Annotated in this window: 19 protein-coding genes; 10 read left to right on the top strand and 9 right to left on the bottom strand. The window is 71.9% G+C overall.

What is annotated here, in order from left to right; translation table 11 throughout:
• Nucleotides 1-46 precede the first annotated feature (46 nt).
• From EKH77_RS11005 to EKH77_RS10975, 7 genes are all read left to right on the top strand, one after another.
• The gene (locus tag EKH77_RS11005; protein ID WP_126914223.1) at nucleotides 47-1,753 is read left to right on the top strand and encodes a sigma-70 family RNA polymerase sigma factor; all 1,707 of its coding nucleotides are present in this window, start codon (nucleotides 47-49) and stop codon (nucleotides 1,751-1,753) included.
• A gap of 334 nt (nucleotides 1,754-2,087) precedes the next feature.
• Nucleotides 2,088-2,195: a keywimysin-related RiPP gene (locus EKH77_RS11000; protein ID WP_126914222.1), complete on the top strand. Its 108-nt coding sequence runs from the start codon at nucleotides 2,088-2,090 to the stop codon at nucleotides 2,193-2,195.
• Between the two features lie 182 nt (nucleotides 2,196-2,377).
• On the top strand, nucleotides 2,378-4,219 hold the full coding sequence (locus tag EKH77_RS10995) for a lasso peptide isopeptide bond-forming cyclase (protein WP_126914221.1): 1,842 nt from the start codon (nucleotides 2,378-2,380) through the stop codon (nucleotides 4,217-4,219).
• Nucleotides 4,220-4,295: 76 nt separating this feature from the next.
• Entirely contained in the window at nucleotides 4,296-4,562 is a 267-nt protein-coding gene (locus EKH77_RS10990) for a lasso peptide biosynthesis PqqD family chaperone (RefSeq protein ID WP_126914220.1), read from the top strand.
• Nucleotides 4,559-4,975 (top strand): lasso peptide biosynthesis B2 protein, encoded by a 417-nt coding sequence (locus tag EKH77_RS10985; RefSeq protein ID WP_126914219.1) that lies wholly within the window; start codon nucleotides 4,559-4,561, stop codon nucleotides 4,973-4,975. Before EKH77_RS10990 ends, EKH77_RS10985 begins: the two co-directional genes overlap by 4 nt.
• A gap of 5 nt (nucleotides 4,976-4,980) precedes the next feature.
• A complete protein-coding gene (locus tag EKH77_RS10980) occupies nucleotides 4,981-6,792 on the top strand; it encodes an ABC transporter ATP-binding protein (protein WP_126914218.1) in 1,812 nt (603 codons plus the stop codon).
• A gap of 147 nt (nucleotides 6,793-6,939) precedes the next feature.
• Nucleotides 6,940-7,200 (top strand): Prokaryotic metallothionein, encoded by a 261-nt coding sequence (locus EKH77_RS10975; RefSeq protein WP_126914217.1) that lies wholly within the window; start codon nucleotides 6,940-6,942, stop codon nucleotides 7,198-7,200.
• A 68-nt stretch (nucleotides 7,201-7,268) separates the two neighbouring features.
• Here EKH77_RS10975 and EKH77_RS10970 read toward each other — a convergent pair whose 3' ends face one another.
• Entirely contained in the window at nucleotides 7,269-7,886 is a 618-nt protein-coding gene (locus EKH77_RS10970) for a TMEM175 family protein (RefSeq protein ID WP_126914216.1), read from the bottom strand.
• Nucleotides 7,887-8,038: 152 nt separating this feature from the next.
• Between EKH77_RS10970 and EKH77_RS10965 the strand changes: the two genes are divergently transcribed.
• Both EKH77_RS10965 and EKH77_RS10960 read left to right on the top strand, forming a co-directional pair.
• Nucleotides 8,039-8,503: a hypothetical protein gene (locus EKH77_RS10965; protein WP_126914215.1), complete on the top strand. Its 465-nt coding sequence runs from the start codon at nucleotides 8,039-8,041 to the stop codon at nucleotides 8,501-8,503.
• Nucleotides 8,500-8,808, top strand: a complete 309-nt coding sequence (locus EKH77_RS10960; protein ID WP_126914214.1) for a transcriptional regulator — start codon at nucleotides 8,500-8,502, stop codon at nucleotides 8,806-8,808. Before EKH77_RS10965 ends, EKH77_RS10960 begins: the two co-directional genes overlap by 4 nt.
• 34 nt (nucleotides 8,809-8,842) lie before the next feature.
• Here the strand turns inward: EKH77_RS10960 and EKH77_RS10955 are convergent, their stop codons facing one another.
• From EKH77_RS10955 to EKH77_RS10940, 4 genes are all read right to left on the bottom strand, one after another.
• Nucleotides 8,843-9,598 carry a succinate dehydrogenase/fumarate reductase iron-sulfur subunit gene (locus EKH77_RS10955; protein ID WP_126914213.1) on the bottom strand — a complete coding sequence of 252 codons (756 nt, stop codon included), beginning with the start codon at nucleotides 9,596-9,598 and terminating at the stop codon, nucleotides 8,843-8,845.
• Nucleotides 9,595-11,046, bottom strand: coding sequence for an RNA-guided endonuclease IscB (gene iscB / locus EKH77_RS10950; RefSeq protein WP_126918004.1), 1,452 nt, complete (start codon nucleotides 11,044-11,046; stop codon nucleotides 9,595-9,597). Before iscB ends, EKH77_RS10955 begins: the two co-directional genes overlap by 4 nt.
• A 246-nt stretch (nucleotides 11,047-11,292) precedes the next feature.
• Complete coding sequence (locus EKH77_RS10945) at nucleotides 11,293-13,239, bottom strand: fumarate reductase/succinate dehydrogenase flavoprotein subunit (RefSeq protein ID WP_126918003.1); 1,947 nt, start codon at nucleotides 13,237-13,239, stop codon at nucleotides 11,293-11,295.
• Between the two features lie 19 nt (nucleotides 13,240-13,258).
• Nucleotides 13,259-13,966, bottom strand: a complete 708-nt coding sequence (locus EKH77_RS10940) for a succinate dehydrogenase cytochrome b subunit (protein ID WP_126914212.1) — start codon at nucleotides 13,964-13,966, stop codon at nucleotides 13,259-13,261.
• Nucleotides 13,967-14,053: 87 nt separating this feature from the next.
• Here EKH77_RS10940 and EKH77_RS10935 point away from each other — a divergent pair, with 87 nt between their 5' ends.
• Nucleotides 14,054-14,953 carry a LysR family transcriptional regulator gene (locus EKH77_RS10935; RefSeq protein ID WP_126914211.1) on the top strand — a complete coding sequence of 300 codons (900 nt, stop codon included), beginning with the start codon at nucleotides 14,054-14,056 and terminating at the stop codon, nucleotides 14,951-14,953.
• 44 nt (nucleotides 14,954-14,997) lie between these two features.
• Here the strand turns inward: EKH77_RS10935 and crcB (EKH77_RS10930) are convergent, their stop codons facing one another.
• From crcB (EKH77_RS10930) to EKH77_RS10915, 4 genes are read right to left on the bottom strand one after another with little or no spacing between them, the layout of a single operon-like run.
• On the bottom strand, nucleotides 14,998-15,354 hold the full coding sequence (gene crcB, locus EKH77_RS10930; RefSeq protein WP_126914210.1) for a fluoride efflux transporter CrcB: 357 nt from the start codon (nucleotides 15,352-15,354) through the stop codon (nucleotides 14,998-15,000).
• Nucleotides 15,351-15,704 carry a DUF190 domain-containing protein gene (locus tag EKH77_RS10925; RefSeq protein WP_126914209.1) on the bottom strand — a complete coding sequence of 118 codons (354 nt, stop codon included), beginning with the start codon at nucleotides 15,702-15,704 and terminating at the stop codon, nucleotides 15,351-15,353. The genes crcB (EKH77_RS10930) and EKH77_RS10925 overlap by 4 nt, the downstream gene beginning before the upstream one ends.
• Nucleotides 15,701-16,171 carry a fluoride efflux transporter CrcB gene (gene crcB / locus EKH77_RS10920; RefSeq protein WP_126914208.1) on the bottom strand — a complete coding sequence of 157 codons (471 nt, stop codon included), beginning with the start codon at nucleotides 16,169-16,171 and terminating at the stop codon, nucleotides 15,701-15,703. Before crcB (EKH77_RS10920) ends, EKH77_RS10925 begins: the two co-directional genes overlap by 4 nt.
• Before the next feature lie 14 nt (nucleotides 16,172-16,185).
• On the bottom strand, nucleotides 16,186-17,442 hold the full coding sequence (locus EKH77_RS10915; protein WP_126914207.1) for a styrene monooxygenase/indole monooxygenase family protein: 1,257 nt from the start codon (nucleotides 17,440-17,442) through the stop codon (nucleotides 16,186-16,188).
• Between the last annotated feature and the right edge of the window lie 36 nt (nucleotides 17,443-17,478).

Raw genomic sequence — 17,478 nt, 5'->3', positions numbered from 1 at the left:
GTCGGATCGAGCGCCATTCGTGGCGGGTGCGGAAAGAGGTGCGGGCGTGAAGAGTGTGAGCGTGGCCGTGATCGAGGCGGCGCGTGCCGGGGACACGGCGGCACAGGACGAGCTCGTCGCAACCCACCTGCCACTCGTCTACAACATCGTCGGCCGGGCCCTGAACGGCCACGCGGACGTCGACGACGTGGTCCAGGAGACCATGCTCCGCGTGATCAACGGCCTGGACGGGCTGCGCGACGCCGCGAGCTTCCGGTCCTGGCTCGTCGCCATCACCATGAACCAGATACGCAGCCACTGCCGGGAGGAGCGCCCCGAGGCTCCCGTCAGTGGTCTGCAGGAAGTGGTCGGCGAAGTGCCGGACCCGAAGGCCGACTTCGTCGACCTGACCATCGTCCGGCTGGGCCTGGAGGGCCAGCGCAAGGAGGCCGCCGAGGCCACGCGCTGGCTGGACGAGGGGGAGCAGGAGGTCCTGTCCCTGTGGTGGCTGGAGGCCGCCGGCGAGCTGAAGCGCGCCGAGGTCGTCGCCGCGCTCGGGCTGACCCCGCAGCACACCGCCGTCCGAATACAGCGGACGAAGGCGCAGCTGGACGTCGCCCGCGGCGTCGTCCAGGCGCTCGCCGCGTACCCGCGCTGCGAGCGGCTCGGCGAGGTCGTCGCCACGTGGGACGGCGTTCCGTCCGCGCTGTGGCGCAAGCGCGTCGCCCGGCACGTGCGCGCCTGCGGCCGCTGCACGGGCGCCCTGTCGACGCTGGTCCCGGCCGAGGGCCTGCTGGTCGGCCTCGGTCTGGTGCCGGTCGGCGGCGCGCTGCTGGGCTGGTGGGGCGGCGGTGCCGTGGTGCCGGGCGAGCCCGTGGGCTTCGCGTCGGCGGCGCACCCGGCCGCCGCGCCGACCGCCCCGCACGGTGGCCGGGCGGCTGCCCGCCGTGCCGGTGGTCAGCGGGGCGGCGGGCACCGTTCCGCCGGCCGGTCCGGCGGGCACCGCGCGGGCGGCGGGCGGTCGCGTACGGGCCGCAACGCCGTGATGGGCGCGGGCGCGCTCGCCCTGATCGCCGGCGGCGTGCTGGGCGGCGGCTACCTCATGGAGGACTCGCCCGCCACGACCGTCAAGACGCAGGCCGTGGACGCGTCCGGCGACCTGAAGCAGCTGAACGCCCGCGAACCCATGCCCATCAAGCCCACGCCGTCGCTCTCCGCCTCGCCGAGCGCCTCGGCGTCCGCGTCGGCCTCGGCGAGCGCCTCGCCGAGCGGTTCGGCGAGCCCCTCGCCGTCGGCGAAGTCCTCGGCGTCCCACGCGGACGAATCCGCCCCCGAGCGCACGGCCGCCCCGGCCCGCACCCGGGCGCCCAAGCCGCCGTCCTCCGGCGGCGACGGTTCCATGGCCGCGCAGGTGGTGGCGCTGGTCAACGCGGAGCGCGCGAAGGTGGGCTGCTCGGCCCTGACCTCCAACAGCCTCCTGGACGCGGCCGCCCAGGGTCACTCCGACGACATGGCGGCCCGGAACTTCTTCAACCACACCAACCCCGACGGCAAGGGCCCGGGCGACCGCATCACCGCGGCGGGCTACAACTGGAGCACCTACGGCGAGAACATCGCCTACGGGCAGCAGGACGCGGCGTCGGTCATGGACTCGTGGATGCACAGCGACGGCCACCGCAAGAACATCCTCAACTGCTCCTTCAAGGAGATCGGCGTCGGCATCAACAAGGCGCCGGGCGGTCCGCGCTGGACCCAGGTGTTCGGGGCGCGGTGAATTCCGCTCGTTCCACCACATGTTGATGGTTGAATTATGAGGATGACTGACCGCTGATTTTCGCGTCGCGGTAAATGTCGCAGCGCGCCCGGGAGTTCCCCGGGCGCGCGTCGCGATAGGGCGCCCGCATTTCACCACCAACGGCAGAGCCAGAGCATTGTGATGATGTGTTCGTCATATTTACTCTCTTCGTGCGGCCGGGATCGAAAGATCCGGGAGGCGTCGCCCCCTGCCCTTACGAGCAGTGGTGTGCGCGGGGGCGAGGGGGCGCTCCCCCCGGCCGTGAGCAGGTGACCTGCGGTTCATCGTTCGCATCGCGAAGAAGGAGAACGCCATGACGTACGAGCGTCCCACCATCGCCAAGGCCGGCGGCTTCCGCAAGGTGACGGGCCTGGCCAGCAAGACCGCGAAGGACGTTCTCGGCGGTCACAACCTCGTCTGAGACGGCCGGAAGGGGCCCGTTTTTTCACTGGTCGAGTCCACTGAAGAATGACCGGTGACGAGCGGGAGGCCCCCGGAATCGGGGGGTGAGGGCCATGGGCCGTTCACCCCCCGATTTCCATCCGTTTTCCGCGAAGCGATGCCGAGAATGCCGCCCGGATCGACGGCCGGAGGTGTTTGCGCATGGACCGTTCCTCGTCCCTGTCCGCCCTGCCCACCTGGTTCCTCGTCCTGCCCGACACCGCCGCCGAGGCGGTCACGGAGATCGCCGCGCGGGCCCGCCCCCACGCGGTCCAGAGCGTGCCCCACCCTTCCGGCCGGCCGTGGCTCCTGGGCCGCTGGGACCCGGAAGCGTTCACCCTGGGCGAGGCCGGGGACGCCCGGGTGGCGGTCCTGGGCGAGCACGCGGTGTCCGGTGCCGAGGCCGCACGGGCCGCCGGGGCCGTCCGGACGGCCGGGACCCTCGACGCGCTCGGCCGGTTCGCCGCCGCCTGGCCGGGAAGCTTCCACCTGCTGGCCCGGGACGCCGGCGGACGCGTCCGGATCCGGGGCGGCGTCGTCGGCGTACGGCGCGTCTTCCACGCCCGTACGGGCCCGGACGCCGTCGCGGCGGACCGCGCGGACGTGCTGGCCGACCTGCTCGACGCCGGCCTCGACGAGGACCGCCTGGCCGTCCAGTTGCTCGCGATGGGCCTCCTGTACCCCCTGAACTCCCGGCCGGTCTGGCACGGAGTCGAAGCCCTGCCCGGGGACCACCACCTCACCCTCGGCCCCGAGGGCCCCGCCCGCATCGGGCGCTGGTGGACACCGCCGGAGCCGGACGTCCCGCTGGGCGAGGGCGCCGCGCGCCTCGCGGCGGCGCTGGGCGCCGCCGTCGACGTCCGCACCCGCGGCCGTTCCCTGGTGACGTGCGACCTCGGCGGCCTGGACTCCACCGCGGTCTGCTGCCTGGCCGCACGCGGCGACGCCAAGATCGTCGCCTATACGGCCGCACTCCGCGACCCCCTCGGCGACGACACCCACTGGGCGCGCCGCACCGTCGACGCCCTGGGCACCGTCGAGCACCACGAGATCCCGGCCGGGGAGGTGCCCCTGACCTTCGACGGCCTCGGCACCTTCGACCAGCTCCTCGACGCCCCCTCCCTCATGACGGTCGACCACAGCCGCCGTATGAGCATCGTGCGGCTGGCCGCCGAGCGCGGCTCGGCCCTCCACCTCACCGGCATCGGCGGGGACGAGGTGCTCAGCGGCGCCTCCGCCCGCCTCCACGCCCTCGCCCGCACCCACCCGCGCGTCGCGCTGCGCCACCTGCGCGGTTACCGCGCCAAGTACCGCTGGCCCCGGGGGCTCGTGCTCCGCCAGCTCCTCGACCGCCGTTCCTACCGGTCCTGGCTGACGCGGGTCGCCGCGGACCTCACCGAGCCGCCCGCGCCGTCGAACGCGCCGGTGCTGGACTGGTCCGAGCGGCCCCGGATGCCCCACTGGGCGACTCCGGACGCGGTCGCGTCCGTACGCCGCCAGATCCTCGCGGCGGCCCGCACCGCGGCACCCCTGGCCCGGGACCACGGCGCGCACCGCGAGCTGGCGACCATGGAGTGCATCTCCCGGTTCGCCCGGCACGTGGGGCAGTTGGCCGGCCCGCTGGGCGTCGTCTGCTCGGCCCCGTACTACGACGACCGCGTCGTCGAGGCGGGCCTGTCGGTACGGCCGCAGGAGCGGATCACCCCCTGGCGCTACAAGCCGCTGATCGTCGAGGCCACCCGCGGCGTCGTCCCCGAGGTCAGCCGCACCCGGGCCACCAAGGCCAACGCCTCCCTGGAGGAGGAGACGGGCCTGCGGGAGCACCGCGCCCGGCTGCTGGACCTGTGCGAGGACTCCCGCCTCGCGCGGCTGGGCCTGATCGACGCGGGCGCGCTGCGGGACTGGTGCCTGCGCCCGCTCGAAGTGGAGGTCGAGAGCAGCCTGTTGCACACCACCGTGGCCTGCGAGGTGTGGCTGCGCTCCCGGGAATCGATGAGCCGCTGACGTCGCGAGAAGCGCGGCATCGCGAAACCGCTGACGTCGCGAACCGCTGGAACGGAACCGACCGGAAAGGTGGAAAATGTCGCTCCGACTCCGCTCCGGAGTGGTGATGACCGAGACCGACTACGGCATCGCCCTGCTGGATCAGACCACTGGCGAGTACTGGACCCTCAACCCCACCGCCGCGCTCGTCCTGCGGACGCTCCTCGACGGGGAGTCCAGGGGGCAGGCCGCCCACGCGCTGGCCGCGCGCTACGACGTGGATCCCGGCGAGGCGGCACGCGACGTCGAGCGCGTCTACGGCGAACTGCGGTCGGCCAGGCTGCTGTCCGGGACCCGGCCATGACGACCCCGGAGGCGGTTCCGTACCGGCCGGGCGCCGTCCCCCTCGCCACCCGCTGGGCCGCCCGCGCCGCCGTAGCCCTCGCCCATCTGCTGGCCACCCAGCCGCCCGGGCGCATCCGCGCGGTCCTGCGCGTGCTCCGGCGCGGGGCCCGGCCCGCGAGCCTCGCCGAGGCGACCGGCGCCAGGGACGCCGTCCTCGCCGTCAGCCTCGCCAGCGGGGGGCAGAAAGGCTGTCTCCCACGGTCCCTCGCCACGGTGCTGCTGTGCCGGATGCGTGGCCAGTGGGCCGTGTGGTGCGTGGGAGTCCGCTCCCGGCCGCCCTTCGCGGCACACGCGTGGGTGGAGGCGGAGTCGGTCCTGGTGGGCGAGGGCGCACCGGCCGACTACTTCCAGCGCTTCTTCACCGTGGAGTGAGTGTCATGGAGACCGTGAACGCGGCGGCGGAAGCGCGGGAGACCGGGCGGGGGACCGGGGACGCGGAGCGCGCGGCGCGGCCGCGGGGCGCGGGCCGCCGGGCCCTGGCCCGGTACCTCCGGCCGCAGCGCCCCGCCATCCTCGGCGGCGCGCTGCTGGGGCTCGCCGGCGGCGCCCTGGGCCTGGCCCAGCCGCTGGCCGCCGAACGCCTGGTGAACGACCTCGAACGGGACCGGACGGCCACCACGGAGGTGATCGCCCTCGGTGTGCTCGTCCTGCTGGGCGCGGTGCTCGTCGCCCTCGGCCACCTCGTGCTGGAACGGGCGGCCGAACGGCTCGTGTGCACCGCCCGGCGCGGGCTCGCCGACCGGCTGCTCAGGCTGCGGGTCCCCGTAGCCGAGCGCCATGAACCCGGCGATCTGATATCCCGGGTCACCGCCGATACGACGCTGCTGCGTCAGGTGGCCACACAGGCGATGGCCGCGGCCCTGACCGGCACCGTCATCACCCTCGTCACCGTCGTGATGATGGGGGTGCTGGACCTGGTGCTGCTCGGCGTGACCCTCGCGGTGATCGCGTTCATCAGCCTGAGCAGCGGCCTGGTGATCCCCCGCATCGGCCGCGCCACCCGGCAGACCCAGGAGGCCGTCGGCGGCATGGGCGCCGCCCTGGAACGCGCCTTCGGCGCCTTCCGCACGGTCAAGGCGTCCGGGGCCGAGCAGTGCGAGATCGCCCGCCTGCACGAGGCCGCCGAGCGGGCCCGCCGCATGGGAACGCGCGCCGCCTCCTGGGAGGCCGTCTCGGACACCGTCTCCCAGGTGTCCGTGCAGGTCTCCTTCCTGGTGGTGCTGGGCGTGGGCGGCGTGCGCGTCGCCTCCGGGGCGATCGACGTCTCCACGCTCGTCGCCTTCCTGCTCTACCTCTTCTCGCTCGCCCCCCGCATCAACCAGCTCGTGGGCGCCGCCGGCCAGTTCCAGGTGGGGGCGGCGGCCGCCCTGCGGATCCGGGAGGCCGAGGAGATGGCGGTCGAGGACCCCGGCGCCGGGCCGGAGCCGGCGGCGGACGCCGGATGCGGCCCCCGCCCCGCGTCGGTCGCCTTCGACCGGGTGCGCTTCGGCTACCGGCCCGGGCTGCCCGCCGTGCACCGCCGCATCTCCTTCACGGTGCCCGCCCGGGGGCTGACCGCCTTCGTCGGCCCGTCCGGCGCGGGCAAGACCACCGTCTTCTCCCTCATCGAGCGGTTCTACGAACCGGACAGCGGCCGCGTCCTGCTGGACGGCCGGGACGTCCGCCACTGGCCCCTGTCCGCGCTGCGCGCCGCGATCGGCTACGTCGAGCAGGACGCGCCCGTCCTCGCCGGAACGCTGCGGGAGAACCTCCTCCTGGGCGTCCCGCACGCCACCGACGGGCAGCTCCGGGAGGTCCTGCGCCGGGCCCGCCTCGACGACCTGGCCGACCGGCTGCCGGAAGGGCTCGACACGACCGTCGGCCACCGGGGCAGCATGCTCTCCGGCGGCGAGCGCCAACGTGTCGCGATCGCCCGCGCGTTGCTGCGCAGCCCGCGGCTGCTGCTCCTGGACGAGGCCACCTCGCAACTGGACGCGGCCAACGAGGCGGCCCTGCGGGGCACCGTCGCCGACGCGGCCCGGACGATGACGGTGCTGGTCGTCGCCCACCGGCTGTCCACGGTGACCGGCGCGGACCGGATCGTGGTCATGGAGGCGGGCCGCATCCGCGCCGTGGGCACCCATGCCAAGCTGCTGGCGAGCGACGAGCTGTACGGGCGGCTGGCGGCCACGCAGTTGCTGGCGAACTGACGGGCCGAGGGTCGGGCGGCGTGCACACAGCCGCACGCGGCACCACCTTCGGGTGAATGGGTTGTTTGTGTTGACGGTGGGGGGTGGTCCTCGCGGAGATCATGCGAGGCGTACCTCCCGTACCCCCGCATCGAGACGGAGCACGCCATGGCCCAGTGCAACACATGTGGCAACGACTACTGGCTGGCCTTCGAGGTCAAGACCATCACCGGCGACACCTATACCTTCGACAGCTTCGAGTGCGCGATCAACAAGCTCGCGCCCAGGTGCGAGCACTGCGAGTCCCGCATCATCGGCCACGGCGTCGAGGTCGCGGGCCGCTTCTTCTGCGGGGCGCACTGCGCCCGCGAGGGCGACTCGGGACTGGGGAGCCAGATCCGCGACACGGTGGGGGCGCACCCGGGGTGACGGGGTGACGGGTGATGGGGCGATGGCAGGGGCTGGCGGGGGCTGACGGGGGGGCGCTGAGGGGCCCGTCAGAGTCTGGCGCGCAGCCACGGCCAGTAGCGCGGCAGGCCGCGCACCGGCCAGATCAGCACCCACCACCAGACGGCCACCAGGGGGGCGGCCAGGGCGATCAGGAGGGCGACGAGGGCGATGGTGGCGATCGACGCGTTGTCGAACACCTCCCGGGCGACCTGCTGACGGGTGACCTCCGGCCTGCGGAGCGGGCCGGGGGCGCGCAGCCGCAGCGCCATGACGGCCAGCAGCGCGGCCTCCAGGCCGATGGCGCCCGTGTAGACGGCCATGGCCACGGGCGCGCCGCCGTGTTCGCTCATCAGCCGGGCGGTGAAGGGCAGGAAGGCGATGACGGCCAGCAGGGCGAACTCCAGCCGGACCATGGCCCGGTCGAGGGTGGCCATCAGCCGGAAGAGCTTGTGGTGACCGAGCCAGATCGCCCCGACGAGCACGAAGCCGACGAGGTACGCCAGGACCTTCGGCAGCAGGTGGCCGAACGCCTGGCCCACCTCCGCGTCGGGCAGGCCTTCCGGCACGTGGATCTCCAGGGCCAGCAGCGTGATCGCGATGGCGGTCACGGCGTCGGCGAAGGCGAGCATGCGGTCCATCTCGATGACGTACGGGTCGCGCGCCACGGTCGCCAGCGTAGGGCGGATGCGGGGAACTTTACGGGGGTATCGGCGGAAAACCGCACGATCGGATGATTCGGCGGCGCCCGGAATCCGGGTTTTCCACAGCGGAAAGTCGAGAGTTGCCGACCCGGAAACCGTGTGCTTGACTTTCCGACATGGCAACTGACGAGAACTCGCGGTCGTCCCGGCCGTCCATGCCGTCCCGGGAAGGCGCCGCCGAGGCCCTGGCCCTGGCGGAGCAGGCGCAGGTGGCGGTCGCGTCCCTCACCCCCGGCCGGGCGTTCGATGTGAAACTCTCCCTGTGTGTGGCCGGGGTGTATCTGTCCCATCTCCTGCCCGAGCCATGGGACTTCGTGGGCCTCGCCCTGATGTACGTGATCATGCTGGCCGTCCTGGCGCTGCACTTCCGCTCCAGCGGCGTCCGGCACCGAGTGAACCCGGGCATGAAGCGGAGCATGTTCGGTGCCGCCGTCCTCGCCTTCGGGCTCTATATGGTGGCGCTGTATCTGGACGATCACCAGGGCATGCCGTGGATATGGGTCCCGGCGGGTCTGCTGGCCGCAGGGGGCATCCTGGCCCTGGACAGCAAAACCCGTAAGAAGGGCATAGCAGCGTCGTGACCGACCCCGAAGACGGCTTCAACGAGACGATCCATGCGCCGAACCGGCTCCGGATCTGTGCCGCGCTCGACGCCGTCGAGGAGATCGAGTTCGCGACCGTCCGCGAGACGCTGGGCGTGAGCCCGTCCGTGCTCAGCAAGCATGTGACGGTGCTGACCGACGCGGGGTACGTCGAGCAGCGGCGGGCCGTGCGCGACACCCGGCAGCGCGTCTGGCTGCGCCTGACCAAGGACGGCCGCGACGCCTACCGCGCCCACCTCGCCGCCCTCCGGGCGATCGTCAACGCCGACCTGGGGGAGGGGTGACCCGGCGCCTGCGCCGGTGTCGGTGGGGGCCGGCTCAGCGGCGTCGTCCGGCGCCCTTGAGGGTGGCCCGCAGGTACTCGCGGTTCATCGTCGCGATCGACTGGAGGGGGATGCCCTTGGGGCAGGCCGTGGCGCACTCGCCGGTGTTCGTGCAGCCGCCGAAGCCCTGGTCGTCCATGGCGCCCACCATGTCCAGCACCCGGGACTCGCGCTCCGGCGCGCCCTGCGGCAGGACGTTCAGGTGGACCACCTTCGCGGACGTGAAGAGCATCGCCGAGCCGTTGGGGCAGGCGGCCACACAGGCGCCGCAGCCGATGCACTCGGCATGTTCGAAGGCCAGGTCGGCCACCGGCTTCGGTACGGGTGTGGCGTGGGCCTCGGGCGCGGAGCCGGTGGGCACGGAGACATAGCCGCCGGCGCCGATCACCCGGTCGAAGGCCGAGCGGTCGACGACCAGGTCCTTGACGACGGGGAAGGCGGCGGCCCGCCAGGGCTCGATGTCGATGGTGTCGCCGTCGGAGAAGTGCCGCATATGGAGCTGACAGGTGGTGGTGCGCTCCGGGCCGTGGGCCCGGCCGTTGATGACCATGCCACAGGCGCCGCAGATGCCCTCGCGGCAGTCGTGGTCGAAGGCCACGGGCTCGTCGCCGGCGAGGATCAGCTCCTCGTTGAGGTGGTCGAGCATCTCCAGGAAGGACATGTCCTCGCTGATGCCACTGACCTCGTAGGTGGTCATGCCCCCGGCGTCCTCGGGGGAGCGCTGGCGCCAGATGCACAGGGTGAGGTTCATCGGAGTCTCCTTTGGTCGGTCCTCGCGGCCTCAGGCGGAGAGGACGGTGCTCCCTCCGGGCGGGCCGTGTAGCCGTATCCGTCAGCTCGCTGTAGCAGGTGGAAGTACGTGTGTCGGATCCCTTGAAGGAGACCTTGAGAGGTGCGGATGTTGAAGTTGCCTCGGGTGCGCACTGAGATGCGGCCGACGTGTGTGCCGGCTTTCTTGCCGGAAGGAACCACCGCTTGGGCCAGGTCCCCGGTCGCGTAACCGTGAACGAGTTTGGTCCGCGGACGGTACAGGCGGGGGAAGCCGTACTTGTCGGCACTGGTGCGTGCGTAGGTTCCACGCCCGGTTGCTGTGACGGACAGGAAGACGGCCGGGTATTGACTCAGCTCGTCCAGCGAGCCAACGCACAAGGCATCGAGGGTGTGAGTCTTCGGAAGGCCGAGGCGTTGCCGGTTCCACTTGGTGCGACCACCAGAAGCACTGCACACGACGGGAAATGCTGTGGCGAGTGTTTGTTGTATCGCCCAGCGGGTGGCATTGACGGCAGCGGCGTCCCGGAGCGGGGCCTTGACCTGGGAAAGCACCCGGCGCAATGCTGGGGGGTTATGCGCCAGGAACTCCTCCACGGGGCGATTGCTCTTGGCCTGATTGCAGGGGACGCAGCAAAGGACGAGGTTGGAAACGCGATCGGCCCCACCCCTTGATCGTGGGTGGATGTGATCGATATTCAGTCGCACGGCACGAACGCCGCAGTAAGCGCAGGCTCGACCCCACTTTACTGAGAGATACTCGCGAGCCTCGCAGTAGTAAAGACTGCCTTTCTGGTAATCAGTTGATTCCAGTGGCCTTCCCACGCTGAGAGCATGGGTGTCGAATGAGGTGTTCTCGATATGCACTTTGGATATCGGAGCCCAGCGGGCAAGTCGGTTCGCCCAGGAGAGGACGGTGTCCAAGCGGTGCTTGAGTGACGGTGCCAGCCAGCCTTTCGGGCGTCGGCGGTTCAGGAACCGAGGCGTGCGGTAGCGTAGGTTTCGAGTGCGACGGCCGCGTCGGTAAGCCGCGCGTCGGGCCAGCTTGTCACGGATCTGGTTTCCGCGGTGAGCAAGTTCGATCGCATATAGGCCACGGCGAGTGGCCCCTGCCTCCGTGCGTGTGGTGGCGAAGACAGCGAATCCTGTGTATTGGGAGCCGGGGTCGATTCCCAACTCGACACCATGCACCGAAGACTGAGTGACGGTACGGTCTTTCATGCGGATGACGAATGGCGTATGTCGGTGTACCGCAGCCCGTCCCTGTTTGAGGAGCTTACGGGCCCTGGCAGGAGTGGTGGGTTGCAATGGTGCGCCGTGTTTGTCGAGGACGAATACGGCCGGTTGGGCCTTACGGCCCGCCTCCCGGACCGGACGGTCCGGGGTGACGCGCCCGGTGGTAAGTGCGCCACTGAGCGTCTCCCCTCGCACATGTTCCACGCCGGATGCCGCGCGACGTCGTGTCGTGAGGCGTTCGCGACCCGTTTCGTCCCTGTTCTCGGGGTGTCTGCTGACGCGAATTCGAGAGCGGGCTGCTGAGGAAGCACAGCTCGGTCGGTCCTCTGTCCTGCGTGGAACGTAGCCATCGAGGTCACCTCCCTGCTGGTGATGGCTGGTGCTGGTAACGGCGGGCCTCGGCGCAGGCCGAGGCCCCCGCCCTGAGGGCGGGAGAACCCGTTACGCGTAACTCCGCTGGGTAGGCTGAACATACGCGAATATCAGGCGCTCTTTATGGAGAACAGGTGATTTGCCTGTCCCCGTGAACTCCCAGGCCGCGACGTAGGAGAACGCCTCGTCGTCGCGGGCCGCCTCGCCGTCGGCCGTCCGGCTCTCCTCCCGGAAGTGGCCGCCGCAGGACTCCGTGCGGTGGAGGGCGTCGAGGCACATCAGCTCGGCGAGCTCCAGATAGTCGACGATCCGGTTGGCCTTCTCCAGCGACTGGTTGAGCTCCTCGCCCGTCCCCGGCACCTTGATCCGCCGCCAGAACTCCTCGCGGAGCGCCGGGATGCGGTCCAGGGCCTTGCGCAGTCCGCTGTCGGTGCGGGCCATGCCGCACTCGTCCCACAGCAGTTCGCCCAGCTCGCGGTGGAAGGACTCGGGCGTGCGGTCGCCGTCGCCCGCGAGCAGCCGGCGCAGCCGGGCGCTCACGCCGTCGACGGCCTCCACGACCGCCGGGTGGTCCGGCGGTATCGCGTCGTGGGGGTGGCGGGCCAGATAGTCGTTGATGGTGGAAGGGAGGACGAAATAGCCGTCGGCTAGGCCCTGCATCAGGGCGGAGGCGCCCAGCCGGTTGGCGCCGTGGTCGGAGAAGTTGGCCTCGCCGATGGCGAAGAGGCCGGGCACGGTCGTCTGGAGGTCGTAGTCCACCCACAGTCCGCCCATCGTGTAGTGGATGGCCGGGTAGATCCGCATGGGGACCTCGTAGGGGTTCTCCGCCGTGATCCGCTCGTACATCTCGAAGAGGTTGCCGTACTTCGTCTCGACGGCCGCGCGGCCCATCCGCGCGATGGCGTCCGCGAAGTCGAGGTAGACGCCCTGGCCGCCCGGGCCGACTCCGCGACCCTCGTCGCAGACGTTCTTCGCGGCGCGGGAGGCGATGTCGCGGGGGACGAGATTGCCGAAGGAGGGATAGATCCGTTCCAGGTAGTAGTCGCGCTCGGATTCGGGGATGTCCCCGGGCGCCCTCGTGTCGCCCTTCGCCTTGGGCACCCAGATGCGGCCGTCGTTGCGCAGCGACTCGCTCATCAGCGTCAGCTTCGACTGGTGGTCGCCGGAGCGCGGGACGCAGGTCGGATGGATCTGGGTGAAGCAGGGGTTGGCGAAGTGGGCGCCGCGCCGGTGGGCCCGCCAGACGGCGGTGGCGTTGGAGTTCTTGGCGTTGGTGGAGAGGTGGAAGACATTGCCGTAGCCGCCGCTGGCGAGGACCACGGCGTCGGCGAAGTGGGTGCTGATCCGGCCGGTGATCAGGTCCCGGGCGACGATGCCGCGAGCCCGGCCGTCGACGACGATCAGGTCGAGCATCTCGGTACGGGCGTGCATCTCGACGTTGTCCGCAGCGATCTGGCGGCTCAGCGCCTGGTACGCGCCGAGGAGAAGCTGCTGGCCCGTCTGGCCGCGGGCGTAGAAGGTGCGGGAGACCTGGACGCCGCCGAAGGAGCGGGTGTCCAGCAGGCCCCCGTACTCACGGGCGAAGGGGACGCCCTGCGCCACGCACTGGTCGATGATCTCGACGGAGACCTGGGCGAGCCGGTGGACGTTGGACTCGCGGGCGCGGAAGTCGCCGCCCTTGACGGTGTCGTAGAAGAGGCGGTGGATGGAGTCGCCGTCGTTGCGGTAGTTCTTGGCGGCGTTGATGCCGCCCTGGGCGGCGATGGAGTGGGCGCGGCGCGGGGAGTCCTGGTAGCAGAACTGCGTCACGCGGTAGCCCTGTTCGGCGAGGGTGGCGCCCGCCGCGCCGCCCGCCAGGCCGGTGCCGACGACGATGACGGTGAGCTTGCGGCGGTTGGCCGGGTTGACCAGCTTCGCCGTGAAGCGGCGGCGGTCCCAGCGCTCGGCTATGGGCCCGTCCGGGGCCGCCGCGTCGGCCACCGGAGCGCCGACGGCGTAGTCGAGGTAATCAGTCATCTCGCTCATCTCGCTCATGTCAGCTCACGACTCCTGTCAGGACACCGACGGGCACGACGATGAATCCGCAGGTCAGCAGGGCGGCCAGGCCATTGGCGAGGGCCTTGAGGAGCCGGTCGCGGCGGGGCGAGCCCACGCCCAGCGTCTGGGCCGCGCTCCAGAAGCCGTGCCGGATGTGCAGGCCGAGGGCCAGCATCGCGGCGATGTAGAAGGCGGAGACGTACCACCGGTCGAAGGAGGCGACGAGGTTCTCGTACGTCCGCCCCTCCTGGGCGTTGGGGTTCACGGTGAGGGTGGTGAGGTCGAGGATGTGCCAGACGATGAACAGGCCGAGGATCACCCCGCCCCAGCGCATGGTGCGGGTCGCGTAGCTCGCGCGCCCCCGCCCGCGGCCCCGGTACTTCACTGGGCGGGCCGCGAGGTCCCGGCGGCTGAGCTGATACGCGGCCACACCGTGGAGGACGACCGCGGCGCTCAGCGTCACCCGGGCCAGCCACAGGAACCACTCGTGGTGGAGGAACGGTTCGCCGATGGTGCGGATCCAGGCCGCGTAGTGGTTGAACTCCCCGGCCCCGAAGAAGACCTTGAGATTGCCCAGCATATGGGCGACCAGATACGCCAGCATGATCAAGCCGGTGACCGCCATGACCGCCTTCTTGCCGACGGTCGAGCGCCACACGGAGCCGATGAGGGACGGAGGTTTCGCCGCCCGGGTCGCCAGTGCCATGCCGCCGACGCTAGGTCGGCGGACTTCGATGCGTCCAAGACATGATGGGGCTCGTTTCCATAGGCTTTCCCTATCTACCCTGGTGGGGTGCAACTTCAGCAGCTCCGCTACTTCGCCACAGTCGCCGAGGTCCGGCACTTCACCCGGGCCGCCGAGGCCCTCCACGTCGCCCAGCCCTCGCTGTCCCAGCAGATCAGGGCGCTGGAACGGGAGCTGGGCGCCGAGCTCTTCCACCGCGCGCGGGGCAACATCGCCCTGACCGACGCCGGCGAGGCCCTCCTGCCGCTCGCCCGCCGCATCCTCGCCGACACCGAGACCGCCCACCGCGAGGTGCAGGAAGTGGCCCGGCTGCGGCGCGGCCGGGTCCGGCTCGGCGCCCCGCCGAGCCTCTGCGCGAGCCTGGTGCCGGACGTGCTGCGCACGTACCACGCCCGCTTCCCCGGCATCGAACTGCACGTCGACGAGGGCGGCTCACGGGATCTGGTGCGCCGGCTGGCCGACGGCGGGCTCGACCTGGCCCTGATCATCACCCCCCTCGGCGTGGGCGCCCCCGCGCTGGAGACGACGGAGCTGCTGCGGGAGGACCTGGTGGTGGTGTCCGCACCGGACGGGCCCGCGCCCACGCGCCGGAGCCGGATGCGGGTGGGCGAGCTGCGGGAGTTGCCGATGGTGATGTTCCGCAGCGGCTACGACCTGCGCGAGATCACCATCGCCGCCTGCCGGGCCGAGGGCTTCGAGCCCTCCTTCACCGTCGAGGGCGGCGAGATGGACGCCGTCCTGGGCTTCGTCCGGGCCGGGCTGGGCCTGGCCGTCGTCCCCGGCATGGTCGCCGCCCGCTCCGGCCTGCGGGTCACCCCCTTCGAGGGCGACCGCATGCGGCGGACCGTCGCCGTCGCCCACCGCAAGGACACCCCGCCGCCGCGTGCGGCCCGCGAACTGCGGCGGGTGCTGCTGGACCACCTGGAAGCCGCGCCGGACGAGGACTGAGGCCGGACGAGGACTGAGGGCCGGACGAGGACCGAGGACGCGGGCTACGTCAGCGCCTGCCCCAGCGCCACGCCCGCGAACGCCGCGCCCAGCCCGCACACCACGCTTCCGGCCACGTTGAGCACCGCGTACCCCCGAGCCCCGTCCTCGGCCAGCCGCAGGGTCTCGTAGGAGAACGTGGAGTACGTCGTCAGCGCGCCGCACAGGCCCGTGCCCAGCAGCAGCCGCGTCGGCTCGTCCACCGCGCCCGTCAGCACGCCCAGCACCAGACATCCCACGACGTTCACCGTGAACGTGCCCCAGGGGAACACCGAGTCGTGGCGGGCCTGGACGAAACGGTCCGTGAGATAGCGCAGCGGAGCACCGGCCATGGCGCCGGCCACCACGAGGAGCCAGTTCACGCGGGCCGCTCCCCGTCCCGGCCCCGGTAGGAGACGACCTCCACCCGGTCGAGGGTGACGAGGCCCTCGGTCACCAGCTCCGCCAGCTCCGCGACGAACGCCCGTACCCGCTCCTCCGTGTCCACGATCACCACCGCCACCGGCAGGTCCTCGCTCAGCGACAGCAGCCGGGAGGTGTGGACGACTGAGGACGCGCCGAACCCCTCGACGCCCCGGAAGACGCTCGCCCCGGCCAGGCCCGCCGAATGGGCGCGGTGGACGATCTCGGAGTAGAGGGGCCGGTGGCCGTGGGTGTCGGACTCGCCCACGTACACGGTCAGCCGCAGCGCGCCGCCCTGAAGTCTCATCATGCCCTCCGCAGGACGGACAGCCGCCGTGTGGCGGTCGCCGCCGCCCACACCGAGGCCAGCGCGAGCAGCGGCGTCGCCACCAGATAGGCCAGCCCCTCGGCCGTCCGGCCGTGCGTGACCAGCCGCTGCACGTCCACCGCGTAGGTGGAGAACGTCGTGAAACCGCCCAGGACCCCCGTGCCCAGGAAGGGCCGGGCCAGCCGGTGCGGGGTGCCGAGCTCGGCGATCGTCACCAGCAGCACCCCGATCAGGGCGCAGCCCACCGCGTTGATCAGCAGCGTCGTCCAGGGGAAGACGGCCGGCGCGGTCGGCCAGAGCAGCCCCGCCGCGTACCGGGCCAGGGCCCCGAGACCGCCGCCGAGCGACACCGCGACGACGACCGGTCCCTGACCGGCGGAGGCGCGGCGTGGTGCCCGTGTCCCGCTTCCCGCCACCGTCTTCGGCGGTGCCGCGCCTGTGGTGCCCATCCGGCCAGGCTAGCTCACGGCTGTGGCACGGACCGGCCCGCCACCGCGGCCAGGCACGCCTCGGCCCGGTCGGCGTCCATCAGCCAGTCCTGGTAGTCGGCCGGGTCGGCGAAGCCGTTGACGTAGCGGTGGGCGAGCGCGGGGTGCCGGGCGGCCGCCGCCATCACATGCTCGAAGTGCCGGGGGCGGGCCGCGTCCAGCACCATGTTGGTGAACGCCGTGGTGTGCCGGGCGTGCTCCCACCAGGTAGCGAACGTCTCGTGCATCCACGCCCGGTCGAAGGGCCGCTCGCCCCGCTCGAGGATCGACGCCAGGTAGCGGTCCGCGCAGCGCGCCGCGTTGTTGGAGCCCTGCCCGGTGATCGGGTCGTTGAGGACCACCGCGTCGGCCATGCCCAGGACGTACGAGCCGGGGGCGACCTCCGCGACGGGGTGGCGCACCACGGGCGTGAGGCTCCCGGTGAGGGCCGCCCCCGGATCGGTCGGCTCGGCGTGCGCGCACAGCTCGTACTCCCACGGGGCGTACGAACGCAGCAGTTCCCAGGAGCGCTCCAGCGTCGCACCCGGCCCGGAAACGTTTTGCCAGCAGTCGAACGGCCCGCCCGGATTCCCCTCCCAGAGCAGGATCACGCACGGCCCCGAACCGGTGAGCGCGGGCAGCACGAAGAACTCCCCGGCCCCCGGGAACGCCGACATCCGCAGGAACGACGGCGGAAGCTCCGGATCCGGCCGCACCCCGTGGACGTACACACAGGCCAGGACGCGCTGCGGCCGCTCGTACGGGCTGTGCCGCTCGTCCCGACCGAAGACCTCGCCCAACGGGCCGTGCCCCGTGGCCAGCAGCGTCAGCTCGTATCCGGAGGCCAGCTCGGACAGCTCCTCGGCGGCGACCGGCCGGTACTCCACCCGCCCCCCGCGCTCCTCGAACAACTCCAGCCACCGCGCGGTCTTCACCCGCTGGTCGACGGACTGGGCGGGGGCGTCCAGCCGGGCGCCCACGGCCCGTTCCGGCATCCGGGCGCCGGGCGGGTCGACGGGGCTGATGACCACGCCGTCGATCGGCGGGGTCTGCTGGTCCCACAGATTCAGCCCCGCCCGTCGCTCCAGGGCGAGCGCCGGACCGTACATCAGCTGGGTGGACAGCACCCGCCCGGCCCGGACCTCCTGGGGCGTCCGGGCGGCGACGACGGTCACGTCGTAGCCCCGCTCCCGCAGCCCCAGGGCCAGCTGCAAGCCCGCCTGGCCCGCGCCGACGATCGCGATCCTGCGCATGGTTGCCTCCGAAAAAGCCGGATTCCCGTGGCCCGC

This window comes from Streptomyces luteoverticillatus, assembly GCF_003970715.1.
GTDB lineage: Bacteria > Actinomycetota > Actinomycetes > Streptomycetales > Streptomycetaceae > Streptomyces > Streptomyces abikoensis.
The sequence above is the reverse complement of the archived record's forward strand: the minus strand, read 5'-3'. Positions and strand labels throughout refer to the sequence as shown.

Coding starts and splice junctions, on each gene's coding strand:
- EKH77_RS11000 (WP_126914222.1), top strand. CDS start 2,088: ATGACGTACGAGCGTCCCACCATCGCCAAGGCCGGCGGCTTCCGCAAG.
- EKH77_RS10995 (WP_126914221.1), top strand. CDS start 2,378: ATGGACCGTTCCTCGTCCCTGTCCGCCCTGCCCACCTGGTTCCTCGTC.
- EKH77_RS10990 (WP_126914220.1), top strand. CDS start 4,296: ATGTCGCTCCGACTCCGCTCCGGAGTGGTGATGACCGAGACCGACTAC.
- EKH77_RS10985 (WP_126914219.1), top strand. CDS start 4,559: ATGACGACCCCGGAGGCGGTTCCGTACCGGCCGGGCGCCGTCCCCCTC.
- EKH77_RS10980 (WP_126914218.1), top strand. CDS start 4,981: ATGGAGACCGTGAACGCGGCGGCGGAAGCGCGGGAGACCGGGCGGGGG.
- EKH77_RS10975 (WP_126914217.1), top strand. CDS start 6,940: ATGGCCCAGTGCAACACATGTGGCAACGACTACTGGCTGGCCTTCGAG.
- EKH77_RS10965 (WP_126914215.1), top strand. CDS start 8,039: ATGGCAACTGACGAGAACTCGCGGTCGTCCCGGCCGTCCATGCCGTCC.
- EKH77_RS10955 (WP_126914213.1), bottom strand. CDS start 9,598: ATGAACCTCACCCTGTGCATCTGGCGCCAGCGCTCCCCCGAGGACGCC.
- EKH77_RS10945 (WP_126918003.1), bottom strand. CDS start 13,239: ATGACTGATTACCTCGACTACGCCGTCGGCGCTCCGGTGGCCGACGCG.
- EKH77_RS10940 (WP_126914212.1), bottom strand. CDS start 13,966: ATGGCACTGGCGACCCGGGCGGCGAAACCTCCGTCCCTCATCGGCTCC.
- EKH77_RS10925 (WP_126914209.1), bottom strand. CDS start 15,704: ATGATGAGACTTCAGGGCGGCGCGCTGCGGCTGACCGTGTACGTGGGC.
- crcB (WP_126914208.1), bottom strand. CDS start 16,171: ATGGGCACCACAGGCGCGGCACCGCCGAAGACGGTGGCGGGAAGCGGG.
- EKH77_RS10915 (WP_126914207.1), bottom strand. CDS start 17,442: ATGCGCAGGATCGCGATCGTCGGCGCGGGCCAGGCGGGCTTGCAGCTG.